General features: G+C 41.9%; 10 protein-coding genes. All 10 read left to right on the top strand.

Annotated features, from left to right (window positions below; genetic code table 11):
• The first annotated feature begins 10 nt into the window (after nt 1-10).
• The gene (gene cydX / locus LK453_RS02180; RefSeq protein ID WP_007394350.1) at nt 11-163 is read left to right on the top strand and encodes a cytochrome bd-I oxidase subunit CydX; all 153 of its coding nucleotides are present in this window, start codon (nt 11-13) and stop codon (nt 161-163) included.
• Nucleotides 164-535: 372 nt separating this feature from the next.
• Nucleotides 536-1,837, top strand: a complete 1,302-nt coding sequence (gene hemL, locus LK453_RS02175) for a glutamate-1-semialdehyde 2,1-aminomutase (protein WP_201542064.1) — start codon at nt 536-538, stop codon at nt 1,835-1,837.
• Nucleotides 1,838-2,108: 271 nt separating this feature from the next.
• Nucleotides 2,109-3,848, top strand: a complete 1,740-nt coding sequence (locus LK453_RS02170) for an AMP-binding protein (protein ID WP_201542065.1) — start codon at nt 2,109-2,111, stop codon at nt 3,846-3,848.
• A gap of 607 nt (nt 3,849-4,455) precedes the next feature.
• On the top strand, nt 4,456-5,583 hold the full coding sequence (locus LK453_RS02165; RefSeq protein ID WP_227954048.1) for a transposase: 1,128 nt from the start codon (nt 4,456-4,458) through the stop codon (nt 5,581-5,583).
• Nucleotides 5,584-5,802: 219 nt separating this feature from the next.
• Nucleotides 5,803-7,326 carry an exopolyphosphatase gene (ppx, locus tag LK453_RS02160; RefSeq protein WP_201528914.1) on the top strand — a complete coding sequence of 508 codons (1,524 nt, stop codon included), beginning with the start codon at nt 5,803-5,805 and terminating at the stop codon, nt 7,324-7,326.
• Between the two features lie 83 nt (nt 7,327-7,409).
• Nucleotides 7,410-8,222, top strand: a complete 813-nt coding sequence (locus tag LK453_RS02155) for an acetyl-CoA carboxylase carboxyltransferase subunit alpha (RefSeq protein ID WP_201542322.1) — start codon at nt 7,410-7,412, stop codon at nt 8,220-8,222.
• A gap of 337 nt (nt 8,223-8,559) precedes the next feature.
• Nucleotides 8,560-8,769: a cold-shock protein gene (locus LK453_RS02150; protein WP_096065671.1), complete on the top strand. Its 210-nt coding sequence runs from the start codon at nt 8,560-8,562 to the stop codon at nt 8,767-8,769.
• A 515-nt stretch (nt 8,770-9,284) separates the two neighbouring features.
• Nucleotides 9,285-11,615 carry an FdhF/YdeP family oxidoreductase gene (locus LK453_RS02145; protein ID WP_201542196.1) on the top strand — a complete coding sequence of 777 codons (2,331 nt, stop codon included), beginning with the start codon at nt 9,285-9,287 and terminating at the stop codon, nt 11,613-11,615.
• 259 nt (nt 11,616-11,874) lie between these two features.
• Nucleotides 11,875-12,816 carry a formate dehydrogenase accessory sulfurtransferase FdhD gene (gene fdhD, locus LK453_RS02140; protein WP_201542194.1) on the top strand — a complete coding sequence of 314 codons (942 nt, stop codon included), beginning with the start codon at nt 11,875-11,877 and terminating at the stop codon, nt 12,814-12,816.
• A gap of 120 nt (nt 12,817-12,936) precedes the next feature.
• Complete coding sequence (tilS, locus tag LK453_RS02135) at nt 12,937-14,484, top strand: tRNA lysidine(34) synthetase TilS (RefSeq protein ID WP_201542192.1); 1,548 nt, start codon at nt 12,937-12,939, stop codon at nt 14,482-14,484.
• Nucleotides 14,485-14,641 lie beyond the last annotated feature (157 nt).

The following is a 14,641-nucleotide window of genomic DNA, read 5'->3' as shown; positions in this document are numbered from 1 at the left end:
GGAGAACATTATGTGGTATTTTGCATGGATATTGGGCCTTGGATTTGCCGTCCTTTTGGCCATTGTGAACGCTGTTTGGTTGGAGCACGAACAAGGTCGTCTAGACTCATATGATGCTCAGCGTAAAAAGATTGACCCTCACTTAGAGAAGACACCTAAGTAACAAGGACTAGGTCAAACCAACCGGCATTTGTGGTTATTGACCTATGCCTGTTAAGCGATAACAGTATGACAATGATACAAAGTGGGCTCATAAGAGCCCACTTTTTTTTGCTAATATAGAGCGGTTGTTACAAGGACAAATGCGTCACATTTGGTTATAGGCGCCAAACCTTGTAATATTGTTGCAGTGATACAGGGTAAATTGTATTTTTGACCTTAAATAGGTTTTCTTTTAACCCAAATCTTATAACTATTATGCTTAAAATCAACACCCTTAAACCTGAACTTTTAACTCTTAACCCTTAAAACTATCTTCCTAATAATCAAAAGACCTAACCTAGGTTTCTTTCATCTGTAAAGTCGAGTGACTACTATGAGTACTAAAAACGAACAACTATTCCTACAAGCCAAAAAACATATTCCAGGGGGTGTTAACTCTCCCGTACGTGCTTTCGCTGGCGTGGGTGGCACGCCAGTATTTATGCACAAAGCAGCTGGCAGCAAAATTTACGATACCGAAGACAACGAATATATTGATTATGTCGGCTCATGGGGCCCTATGATTCTAGGTCATGCACACCCGAAAGTGATTGACGCGGTTAAAGCCGCTGCCGATGACGGACTAAGCTTTGGTACCCCAACTACGTTTGAGACTTCAGTGGCCGATAAAATCTGTGAAATTGTGCCAAGCGTTGAGATGATTCGTATGACCAGCTCAGGCACAGAGGCGACAATGAGCGCTATTCGTCTGGCTCGTGGCTATACTGGACGCGATAAAATCGTCAAATTTGAAGGCTGTTACCACGGTCACTCAGACAGTTTATTGGTAAAAGCAGGCTCAGGTATGTTAGATATCGGTGAGCCAACGTCACAAGGGGTGCCAGTTGACTTTGCTAAGCACACCATTACCTTGCCATATAATGACCCTCAAGCAATTAAAGACTGCTTTGAAAAATGGGGCGATGAGATTGCCTGCGTTATCGTTGAACCTATCGCCGGTAATATGAATATGATTGTACCAACTCAAGAATTCCATGATACTTTGCGCCAACAGTGTACCCAAGGCGGTGCAGTGTTAATTTTTGATGAAGTAATGACCGGTTTTCGTGTGGATCTAAAAGGGGCTCAAGGCTACTTTGATATCGAACCAGACTTAACTTGCTTTGGTAAAATCATTGGTGCAGGTCTGCCAGTAGGTGCCTTCGGTGGTAAGCGTGAAATCATGGAATGCATTGCCCCAATGGGCGGTGTGTATCAAGCCGGTACGTTATCAGGCAACCCACTGGCGATGCGTGCCGGTATTGCCATGTTTGAAGACTTAACCCAGCCTGGTTTTTATAAAGGCGTGGCAGATAAAGTGACTTATTTGGTGAACGGTATTCAAGATGCGGCAGAGAAACACGGCATCGAACTACGTTCAACGAAGCTTGGTGGTATGTTTGGTCTATTCTTTGTGAAAGATAAAGCCACTGGTGTACCGCAGAACTTCGATGAAGTGACAGCATGTGATATGGACAAGTTCAATACTTTCTTCCACGGTATGTTGGAGCGCGGTATCTATCTTGCGCCTTCTGCTTATGAAGTAGGCTTTATGTCCTCTAAGCATAGCACTGAAGATTTGGATGCGACTATTAAAGCCGCTGATGAGGTGTTTGCTGAAATGGCAGCGGCATAATACAGGCCAATAGGATTAATAATATTAGCACGGGTCATTAACACGGATGAGGCCAGTGCTATTTATTAAACAATTGACTATAGAGGTTGTTTTTTACGTCAACCTCTATTGAAAATAAAGTATATTTATTTCATAGGTCTTTATTGGTTTAGGTAAACTTTAGGATGTTAGTCTATTATTAATATGTTAGGCTCTCAATGGTTTACTGGCACTAACGAAGGCCTATTTACCATATTTTACATCCCATTTTTTATAGCAAGGAAGCCGTTTTATGAGTAGTTCTTACTCTGATATAAATGAAGTTTATGCCCGCCACAATGTTAATTACAACCTCTTTATCGATGACAATATTGAAAGTATTATCGACCTGTTACAACCAAAATTAGAACAAAATTATCAAAAAACAGCACTTCGTATGGGGCAGGCTACCCTGTCGTTTGAACAACTCGATATTGCCAGTAAACGCTTTGCTGCATTTTTACAATCTCAAGGGATGATAAAAGGCGATAGAGTGGCTGTACAATTGCCAAATATTTTGCAATATCCAGTTGTTATGTTGGGGTGCTTACGCTCGGGAATGGTGTTGGTCAATGTCAATCCTCTATACACTCACTATGAGTTAGCTCACCAAATTACAGACGCTGACGTAAGAGGTCTGATACTGTTAACTGGTATGGATACGGCTTATCAGCAACTAGAAGACAGTGTAAAAAGTAGTTTGGACTGGGTAATGCATTGCTCGGTGACCGGTGATTCGGCAGCGCAAAATGATATCTTAGCGTTAATGCAACTAGAGACTTCTCTAAGCTCTTCAAGCACGATAACCCCTTCAAGCACAATAGATAGCAATGAAGATGCTCAACCGCAGGAGTCTGTTAGCCTCTCTACTAAGCCACACACCGTAAAGTTTGCTGATGCGATTAATAACCATCATGAAAATGACTTTAAAATGCCAGATATTGGCCGTGAAGATTTGGCGTTATTGCAATATACCGGTGGCACCACGGGTAAGCCAAAAGGGGCTATGTTATCTCACTACAACGTACTGGCGAATATTTTGCAGTGTTATGAGTGCTTTGGCGCTTACGTTGAAGCCAAGTCAACCCAACAAGTCAAAATGCTCAATCCGCTACCGCTGTACCATATATTCTCCTTCACGGTTTGTGGTTTATTGAGTTTGTATGGCGGCTGGGAAGATATATTAGTGACTAACCCTAGAGACATGGATAGTTTGATTGACGTTATTGATAAACATAAGCCAAATATTATTCCTTCAGTAAACACCTTGTTCATAGGCATGCTCAGTCATCCAAAATTTGCTAGCTTAGATTTTAGTGAGTTGTATCTCTCTGTTGGGGGCGGCACGGCCATTATCAGAGCAGTCGCTGAGCGCTGGGAAAAGGTAACAGGTCAAACCATTAATGAAGGGTATGGTATGTCTGAAACCAGTCCGGTTATTTCTTTTAACCCGCCAAGTGTGACAGAATTCAATGGCACAGTAGGCCTGCCTCTGTCGCTAACTGTATTCAAAGTTTTCGATGATGCGGGCAATGAATGTGCAGTTGGGGAGCCGGGTGAAGTCTGTATTAAAGGGCCACAGGTTATGAAAGGCTACTGGCAACGTGATAATGACCAAACCTTTACCGCAGAAGGCTTTTTGAAAACAGGAGACATTGGCTTTATCGATGAATCAGGATTCGTGACTTTAGTGGATAGAAAAAAAGACATGATTTTAGTGTCAGGATTTAATGTTTATCCCAATGAAGTTGAAGCAGCATTGACTGAGCATCCAAAAGTGAAGGAAGTCGCAGTGGTAGGCGTCGCAGATGACTATAGCGGCGAGGCCCCTAAAGCATTTGTGGTAAAAAATGATGAGAGCTTAACGGTAGAAGAGTTACAAGCTTTTGCCACTGAGCGAATGACCGGTTATAAACGTCCTAAGTATTATGAGTTTATTGCTGAATTACCCAAATCTGCTGTGGGCAAGATTCTGAGAAAAGAATTACGCTAAAGCAGGGGGATAGCGACAAGGTCTACTGATCTGGTCAGCCTATCTATTAGTCATTTTATTTATTAATCGCTTTATCTTGTTTTCTCTTAACTATAGTTTTTGTTGGCTATAGAAAGTGACATTTTTATAAGTAACTAAAGTTAATGAGCAACTAAAGCCATCCTATTTATAGGGTGGCTTTTTTGTGAGTCAGGGTTGTTAAATATGCCGAAATTTAAGTAAATTTTATTAATATACCCTTGCTTGCCACTTTTTAGCATAAGTGATTTAATGAGATGGCCTATCTTATTTGTGCTAAAAGTTTGGGGCAACCACCTTTTAAGTTAATTTAGAACGGATTTGGCGAATTTGCTTTCTAACTTTGTTAGAATAGAGCCCTATCAGCGAATATGGTTTTTAATATACTGGCAGCTAAAATGCCTCGCTAAGTTTATTTTTAAGATTTGGTATTTAACTTATCGTGCGTAATTCTCCACCTATAATCTTTGATTTAGGTGGAGATGTAAGCACGGGCGACCTATTCTAAGTATTTAGGTTTATTGCTGGTAATTGATGCTAAATGCAAATAATGCTAGGTTATACCTATATTCAAGTTGACTGACAAACCATGCTTAAAGCCTATAAATACAGAATTTACCCAAACTACGAACAGCGAGTGCTAATCGAAAAGCATTTTGGCTGTAGTCGGTTTGTGTTCAATTGGGCGTTGGCATTGCAAAAACGCTACTATGCTATGTTTGGCAAATCATTATCACGTAGCAAAATCCAAAGCCATTTAGTAAAAAAGAAAAAGAAAGCTCAGTTTGCATGGCTAAACGAGGTCAATAGCCAATCACTACTAAATGCCTTACTAAATATCTATACCGCTTTTACTAACTTCTTCAAAGGTCATGCCAAATTTCCACGGTTCAAATCTAAAAAAATCCCACAGCGTAGTTATCAATGCCCTCAACATTGCACCGTAAACTTTGAGCAAGGTATTATCAATCTACCTAAAATAAAAGGCATCAAAACCGTATTTAGCCGTGAATTTGTTGGTAATATCAAAACCGTTACTATTAGTAAAACCGCCACAGGCAAATACTATGCAAGCGTACTGGTTGATAATGCTGATATATTGCCAACGCCTACGACCATTGAACCTAGATTAACGGTTGGCATTGACTTAGGTATTAGTCACTTACTCAATCTATCAGATGGTAGCAAATTTGATAACCCAAAGCATTTAGCCAAAGCCAGTAAACGACTTGCTATACAGCAAAAAATCTTTGCTCGTAAACAAAAGACCAGTAAGAACTATCAAAAACAAAAATTAGCTGTTGCTTGTATTCATGAAAAAGTACGCAACGCTCGATTAGACTTACATCACAAAATCACGCATAGCCTTATCTGTGAAAACCAAGCGACAAGCTATGCGATAGAAGATTTAGGTGTGAAAAACATGGTAAAGAACCGAAAACTTGCCAAAGCGATTAATGACGTGGGTTGGGGGCAGTTTGTTACCCTGCTTACTTACAAGGCGAATTGGTATGGTAAGAATATCCTAAAGGTAAATCGGTTCTTTGCTAGTAGTAAAATTTGTTCGCATTGTCATCACAAATTAGATACTCTGCCGTTGTCAGTCAGAAATTGGACGTGTCCTAGCTGTCAAACACAGCATGACCGTGATACCAATGCAGCAAGCAATATACGCTCTCAGGCGTTAGCTGATGTAGCAGGACGTGCTACTGTGTAAAGAGTTCCTCCATGCCTATACCTATTAGTGTAGGTGGCATGGCGAAAGGTAACAACTTAGGTTGTTATGGGTCGCAAAGATTCCCCCACCATAACCGTTAGGTTTGGTGGTGGGAGTATGTCAATAACGTTCGATACTTAGCAAAAATCAACAATTAACAACACTCGATACTTAATGATCTTTTCATCCTTGCATTAATTTAAGGTAAGACAGTCGCTTATGCCGAATAATTTTCTAGCAAATAACGAACTTATGGCAGCCATTGACATTGGCTCAAACAGCTTTCACCTAGCTATTGCCCGATTGGATCATGGTGAGGTTCGAAAAGTGGCCTCTATGTCTGAAAAGGTTCAGTTGGCTGCAGGTCTAGATGAAAATAAATACCTCAGTGAAGAGGCTCAACAGCGAGGCTTAGATTGCTTGGCACGTTTCATGGGTCGACTCGACTCAGTATCTGCCGACAGATTACGTATTGTGGCGACCAACGCTTTGCGCCAAGCCAAAAACGCAGAAGATTTTATTAGACGAGCCAATGAAATTCTGCCCAAACCAATTGAGATTATTGCAGGTCGTGAAGAAGCCCGTCTGATTTATTTGGGGGTATCACACACCAATGCCAGTAGTGATAAAAGATTGGTAATCGATATCGGTGGCGGCTCTACTGAATTCATTATTGGTCAAGAGTTTGATCCCTTATTGACTGAAAGTTTGCAAATGGGCTGTGTGGCCTATACGCAGTGGTTTTTCCAATCAGGAGACATCACTGAAAGTGCATTCAACGATGCTATTTCAGATGCCCGTAAAGAGATTTTACGTATCAGTACCACTTATCAAAAAACTGGTTGGACTAGCGTGGTGGGCTCTAGTGGTACTATTAAAGCGGTGCGTAATGTATTGGTCTCCAAAGGTTGGGCAGATGACCAAGAGCGTATTACTTACGAAGGGGTTAAAAACCTACAAAAGCTGCTAATCAAAATCGGCCGTGTTGAAGATATTGATTTAGAAGGGGTAAAAGAGCACCGTAAAGCTGTTTTCCCGGCAGGAGTGGCGGTATTGTTAGCCGCTATGAAAGTGTTGGGTATTGATACCATGACCTATTCAGACGGCGCGTTAAGAGAAGGGGTGATGTACGATATGCTTGGCAGATTTGCCAGAGAAGACGTCCGTGACCGTAGTGTTCATGCCTTAGTTGAGCGTTATTCAGTAGACAAGCGTCAAGCAAAACGCGTGGTTAGAAGCTGTGAGCGTCTTTTTGAGCAGACCCAAGAGGCATTGGGTCTGAGTAATGAGGACAATGACTTGCTGCGTCGCACCGCTTATCTGCATGAAATTGGTCTGGCCATTAGTCACAGTGGCTACCATCATCACAGTGCTTACTTGTTGGAATTCTCAGACATTCCAGGCTTCTCTCAAGTCGATCAAATACGCATGTCACAGTTGGCTCGCAACCACCGTCGCAAGTTAAAGACGGAAATGTTGGAACAAGTGCAAGATATTGGCGGTAGAACCTTGGTGTACTTGTGCCTATTGCTACGCTTAGCGGTATTGGTTCATCGCAGCCGCAATGATCATGATAAGAGTGATTTACAACTGCATATTATCGATGAAGACCATTGGCAAGTTATTGTGGATCCAGAATTTGAAGAATATGCCTTGCTTGTTTTTGATCTGGAAGATGATATAGATCAATTTAAGAAATGGGGTGTGGAGCTGACGGTGATTAGCCATTCAACGGAACAATAAACGTTGCTTGATCGACTGTCAGTTAATAAAACAATTCAATTCAACAAATAAGCAGTACTATAATAATATTTTAAGGACCTATCATGAGCGCAGTTTGGGATAGCGTTGGCTTAGCAAGACACCCTAAACGCCCTTTATTTTTAGATTATGTGGGGCAATTGTTCACTGAGTTTGATGAGCTCCACGGTGACCGTGTGTTTGGTGATGATCGAGCGGTAATCGGTGGTTTGGCACGGTTTAACAATCAGCCAGTGATGGTAATTGGTCAGCACCGAGGCCGTAGTACCCGTGAGCGCATTGCTCATAACTTTGGAATGGCGTATCCAGAAGGCTATCGTAAAGCCATTCGTTTGGTAAAACTGGCTGAGCGTTTTAAGTTGCCAGTATTGACCTTTATTGATACCCAAGGCGCTTACCCTGGGGTGGATGCCGAAGAGCGGGGCCAAGCTCAAGCCATTGCAGAGAGTATTGCAACTTTTAGCAGTCTCAAAACTCCGATTATTGTTACTATTATTGGGGAAGGTGGGTCTGGTGGGGCATTGGCTATCGGCGTCGGCGATAAAATTAATATGCTGCAGCACAGTATTTATTCAGTGATTTCGCCTGAAGGCTGTGCCTCTATCTTATGGAAAACTGCTGAGAAAGCGCCTGAAGCTTCTGAGGCGTTAAAATTGAATTCTAGCAATCTGTATCAATTGGGTTTAATTGACGCCGTTATTGAGGAAGGGGAAGGGGCTCATATCGATGCCAAACCGGTAATGGATAATCTGCAACAGTTATTGATTGGGCAACTAGAGGAACTTAAACAGATAGAAGTAACTGACTTGGTCGAGCAACGTTACCAGCGTTTAAGAAGCTTTGATTCAACGTTAAGTCTCAATATCGTTGAGTCCTAAATTAATTAATCTTTCCGTAAATTTAAGGCAGGCGAAAGCCTGTCTTTTTTATTTTACACTCTTAACAATAAGAATAGGTTAGGCCAATGATATCAAGACGTCGGTACTGTAAGTTTAAAATATTTTAAAAATAATTGGTTTTATTTTAAGTTATTTTAAAATAAAGCTTGCCAAAGAGTAAATAGGGTCCTATAATGCACATCTGCTTGAGAGAAGCCCGCAGCAAATCATTACCTCGTAGTATTAGCATTAATCCTCCGTTTTAAGATTTACCGTAGTTGCTCAAAGCGTTACCCGACCAAATTGGTCATTATGTTTTAAAATTAGGAAGATGAATATGTCAGATACTATCAAAGGTACAGTAAAGTGGTTTAACGAAGCTAAAGGTTTTGGTTTCATTGCTCCAGAATCAGGTCCAGACGTTTTTGCTCATTACAGCGAAATCGCAAGCTCAGGTTTCAAAACCTTAGCGGAAGGCCAAGAAGTTGAGTTCACAGTAACTCAAGGTGCTAAAGGCCCACAAGCCCACGGTATCACAGCTATCTAATTAGCTAAGATAATTTAGAGTAATGATAATTTAAAAACATTACTTTAAATGAATCAAAGAAACGAGCCTATGGCTCGTTTTTTTTGGTCTGTACTTTTTATTCTGTTCTTTATTTTCTTTTTGGCAGTTATTTTCGGCAGCTATTTTTAAGACTCATTTTCAGGCCTTTTTAGAGACTGTCTTCTCGCTAGTATCTTTGATTTTTCTTGTTTTACTATTTTTGATTCTTAGCTCGGTTTTTATTAGTAAATTTAACCGCTAAATCCTTACCATTTATTAAATATCTTTCTGTTTATCTTAATGTATGTGAATTGCTAACATCAGTGACAGTACACACAGATATGACCTATACTTTATGATTATATACTTATGGTTAGGTTAATAATCTTTCTTACCCATAACTCTCTGTTTACCCCTTAAACTTTAGTAAAAGTGAACATTCTCTTGATTAGATTGTAGCTTCAAATTATTAGAATGTGTGCCCTTCAGTTGATAATTATAAAATGAGGTCTACCATGCGCAAGATACCGGTTTATAACCATCCCGCTGCGGGTTGGTCCGCTCTAATAGACTCTTCTCGTGTCCTTATGGATTACAAAGCTTTTTTACGCGGTAGTAGAAGTGTATTAGGCAGTAACCAACCTGAATGGGGCTTTGATTGCCCAGGTTGCGCGTGGCCTGATCATAAAACCCATAAAGCGATTGATGTCTGTGAAACAGGTATCAAAGTCTTAGCCAGTGAAACCATGGATGTCTGTGCCGATGCAGAGTTTTTTTCCAAGCATTCTGTTACAGAATTACAAAATTGGTCAGGCTATGAGCTAGAGCATGCTGGTCGTTTAGCACAGCCGATGCAATATGATGCGTCTCAAGATAAATATCTCCCTATTGCTTGGGAAACGGCTTTCAAGCGTATTGCTGAGAAGCTACAGAATTTAGACTCTCCGGACGAGGCACTGTTTTATACATCAGGCCGTGTTACTAATGAGCCGGCCTTTATGTATCAGTTATTTGTGCGGTTGTTTGGGACTAATAATTTACCAGACTGCTCAAACATGTGTCATGAGCCGACCTCAGTCATGTTGGCTAAGCAGCTTGGCGTTGGTAAGGCATCAGTGGTACTGGAAGACTTTGAACAAGCCAAGCTGATACTGATGTTTGGACAAAATCCAGCCCCCAATCACCCTCGTATGCTAGAGATGCTGGCGCATGCGCATCAGCAAGGCTGCCGCATTATTTCAATAAATCCTATGCGCGAGCAGGGACTGCGTAAGTTTAGAAATCCGCAGAAAGTCACTCATATGGTGGCCGGCTCTAGTGATGATATGGTGGATGAGGTCATTCAAATCCAAATAGGCGGTGACGCTGCTTTATTGACGGGTTTGGCCAAATGGCTTATTGAAAATGACAAATTAAATCAAGATTTCATTGCAGAACATACCTCAGGTTTTGAGCAATTTAGCCGCTGGGTATCTGAGCAAAGTTGGACAGACATCGAAAAGGGCTGTGGCATTAAACAAGCCGATATTATCAACTTAGCGCGTCTGGTTGCGGACAGTCCAGCTACTATCTGTACTTGGGGCATGGGCATTACCCAGCATGTGCAAGGTGAAGATAATGTTGCTATGATTACTAACTTGCTCCTATTGATGGGTATGATAGGCATAGAAGGGGCAGGGGCATCGCCGGTACGTGGGCACTCTAATGTACAGGGTGACCGTACTATGGGCATTCACGAACGTCCTGCTCAATCATTGCTCGACAGCTTACAAAGTTTCTTTAAGCGCCCTATGCCGCAACAGCCTGGTTATGATGGGGTTAAAGGGGCTAAAGCCATGCAGCAAGGCAAAATAAAAGCTTTTATGGCAATGGGAGGTAACTACTCAGTTGCTGCCCCCGACAGTCAAGCCATTCAACAGGCCCTTACTAACAATGAACTCAACGTCTTTGTGGCGACCAAACTTAATGAAACCATGCTTCATCCCGGTGAGAATAATATCATTCTACCTTGCCTAAGTCGTACTGAGCGCTTAGTCACTAGCAAAGGCAATCAATTTGCGACGATAGAAGACTCTATTTGCCAGATTGTTAAAACCCAAGGCAGGCTAAAGCCGATTAGCGATTTTCTTAAATCTGAAGCACAAATTGTAGCGGGAATTGCTACTGAGTTGTTTGGTGAAGATAGTCGCTTAGATTGGCAGGCAATGAGTGAGGATTATGATCTAGTACGCGACTATATCGCACAGACTATTGAGGGTTTTGAGAACTTTAATGTGCGTATTCGTGACAATAAGCGCGGTTTTCATTTATATCATCCTGCCCGTCATCGTCAATGGCATACTGAAAGTGGCAAAGCACAATTTGAAGTGCCGCAGTATCCTATCACTTATGTGGCGCAAGAGATGCAGTCTAAGTCGGATGCTATAGAAGCTGTTCATGAACAGCAAGCCGAGCACAAAGCCTCAGGATCTAATCAAGCGATTTGGCAATTTACTAGCGTGCGCAGCCATGATCAGTTTAATACCACTATTTTTGGTCATGAAGATCGCTATCGTCAAACCAAACGCCGTGATGTATTGTTTATGCATCCCGATGAAATGAGCCGAATGGGGTGGCAGGAAAACGATAAGATTGTTGTTATGCGCAAAGACAGCCAAGGTAAAACCCGTAAATTAGGCCCATTGGTACTCACCAAAATGGATATTGCCTCAAACGCAGTGGCAGGCTACTATCCAGAGTGTAATAACTTAATGGATTTAGACAGTCATGCGCCTACCTCACATATTCCTTCTTATAAGTCGGTGACAGTTGAGCTACAACGGATTGAGGAGGCGGTCTCTGCCTAAATTAAATCCGTGCTCAAATTGAGTCTGTGCTTAAGTCAGATTTAGGATTAATAGACGGCTTGATTTATAAGCCTGATTCTTTATTCGTAAAAGTCAGTTTTTGAGCAAGTTTTTAGAGGCAGTAAACCAAACTTCACGATGTGAATGAGTATGTCAGCATGAGATTAAGGTGGCTACGGCTTTATTTGAAGCGGTGCCACCTTAATTTATTTAGGGGTACGATTATTATGAGTGGCTTAAATTTAGGTACAGTGGCACTATGACAGGTAACAATACAAATAACGCAGATACTAGCACCGAAAATAAAAGTTTGGCCCGTCGACACCCTACTGAACGAGCCTCTTATATAGTTGGGCCTAGCGCACAGGCTCTAAAGCAGTTGCAGGTAAATCATACTTCTGAGAGCTTAGCGGTAGAAGCAGCGATAGCTTTAGTTATCAATGGCATCCACTATGCAGTACTTATGGCCAGTCCCAGTGACCTTGAGTATTTGGCACTAGGCTTCCTTTATAGTGAAGGCTTAATACAACATAGCGGCGAATTGTTAGATTGGAAGATTACCAAACTCACTCCTGAGTCAAACTTAACGGCTTTTATGGATCAAAGATTTGATGAATCGGCGACCTTGCAAATATTGGAACAACAGCTACAAGACTACGAGGCCTATATTGTAGAATTGACCTTAAATCAGCGCCGGCATCAGCAGATTCAATTTCAGCGGCGCCAACTTTCTGGACGTACTGGCTGCGGTATGTGTGGTATGACGGGGCTGAGCCAAGCACTACCTGATTTGAGCGCTTACCGCTGTGACGGCTCAAGCTCTTCTAAGCCACAGTTAGATACCCTGCTAGAGATACGCGAGCAGATTGCCAATGCGCAACAGACCCATCAGTTAACGGGTGCGGTCCATGCGGCAGCCACACTCTATAAGGGACAGCTTAAACTGTTTGAAGATGTGGGCCGCCACAATGCGCTGGATAAACTCATTGGCTGGCAGCTGCGCCATAAACTAGAGTTGGACTTGGTTGTTATGACTTCTAGGCTGTCTATTGAGTTGGCCCAAAAAGCCATCCGTTGTCGATTGCCATGGCTAGTGGGTATGTCTGCCCCAACTAGCACAGCCGTCAAGGTAGCACAGCGTTATGGTTTGGGTCTGGCAGGGTTTTTAAGAGAGAATAGAGTCACTTTTTATACTGACTAGGTGCTTTCTATATTCACTATCTACTTTTTATACTGATTGGCTATACTCGATAGGTACTAGTATTTTCCTATTTATAAAGCTTATCTAACTTGTTTTTTTATGACGTAATTTAACTTTATTATGACCACTAATAATGCATTGGCTCAGGTGCTTCTGAACAGTTTTGAGCAGCATAAACGACAGCTACTAGGTAGAAGAGTATGGCTTGCCTGTAGTGGCGGCCGAGATTCGTTAAGTTTGGCACATCTTTGTCAGCAATTATTTGAAGCAGGCAAGCTACCATTTTTACCACAGTTACTGCATGTGAATCACGGTATGCAACAGGCAAATGAAATTTGGGCTGAGCAGGTCTCAAATTGGGCAAAGCAAAACCGAATGCCTTGCCAAGTGCTTGAAATTAATTTAGTAAAGAAGACAGAACAAGAAGCGCGTCAAGCCAGATATGAGGCAATGATGGGCGTTATGAATCAAAATGACGTGCTGATACTAGGCCACCATCAAGATGATCAGGTCGAAACCTTATTAATGCGCCTGTTTAATGGGGCAGGGGTCAATGGGCTTAGTGGTATGAAAGAATGGTCTACCAAACAAAGCATGGCGAACGATTATCGTTGTCAGAAAAGCATATTTTTATGGCGACCTTTACTGAGCGTCAGTCGGGAACAAATTACCGAGTATGCCAATCATAACCAATTGGCCTATATCGATGACCCGACCAATATCGCCTCACCGCCTATTGATCACATTGTAGAGGACCAGACGCTTAACGATAGAGCGTGGCTACGCAGTGTGTTATTACCGCATATTACTCAGCGTTATCCTAAAGCTAGAGAGGCGATGGCACGCACAGGTCAATTAATGCAAGATGCACATATCATCTTGAATGAACAAAGCACAGCAGATCTAAGCAAGGTATCTATAGCCACTAATTTGTGGTGCGCTATTCTCGATATTGCTCAGTTGAATGACTTGTCGAATGCCCGTCAATCGTCCGTCATTCACAGTTGGCTAGCACCAACCGCCGCTGAGTTACCACCCTCTAAACGATTGGTTGAAGACGTGTTAGGTTTGGCCCAACGTACTGATGCCAATCATCAGACTAGTCTTTATTGGGACAGTGGCGTATACCAATACCAAATTCGGCGCTATCAAAATAAACTATATCGACTGTTTGATAGCTACAGTCAATGGCTGCAATTAGCACCACAAACACAATCTCTTAGTTTTACAGACAACTCGACAGATGGCTCAATAGATAAGTCGGTTAAGGTAACAGATAGGTTGGCTTTAAAATCATCAAATCTTGAGTTTGAATGGCATTTCAGCGGTTTATTGGGTTTAAAAAAGGCCATACAACAGCAATTGGTTGAGGAAGATAAGTCCTTAACATTGATTTTTGAGCCGTTACCTCGTGACTTAAAGCTGGCATTATTAGGTAGGGCCGGGCGTAAATCAGGCAAAAAACTTTTACAGGCTATAGATCAGCCCAGTTTTATGCGTCAGTCTGTGGTCTTATGCTCACTAAAGCTGCCGACACAAGCACAGCCTTTGCCATTGCTACTCGTAACCCCAGACGAATTAGTGGTGTTACAAAGTGATTTTTCACACTCCATTAGGTCGCTAATGACCTCAAATGAGTTGACCTCTCAGTTACAGCGCCGCGTGTAATATAAGTCTCTACTTAATATTATGTCGCCTGATAAACTTAAAGCTAGCGGTTGGCAGTAATATAATCCTCAAAATGATGTGTTACACTAGCAGCATTATTTACGTACATCGTATTTACATTAAATATAACAATGACTAATTTAAAGCTTTAGCCGCA

It is taken from the genome of Psychrobacter sanguinis (assembly GCF_020736705.1).
In the GTDB taxonomy this organism is placed as follows: Bacteria; Pseudomonadota; Gammaproteobacteria; order Pseudomonadales; family Moraxellaceae; genus Psychrobacter; species Psychrobacter sanguinis.
The sequence above is the reverse complement of the archived record's forward strand: the minus strand, read 5'-3'. Positions and strand labels throughout refer to the sequence as shown.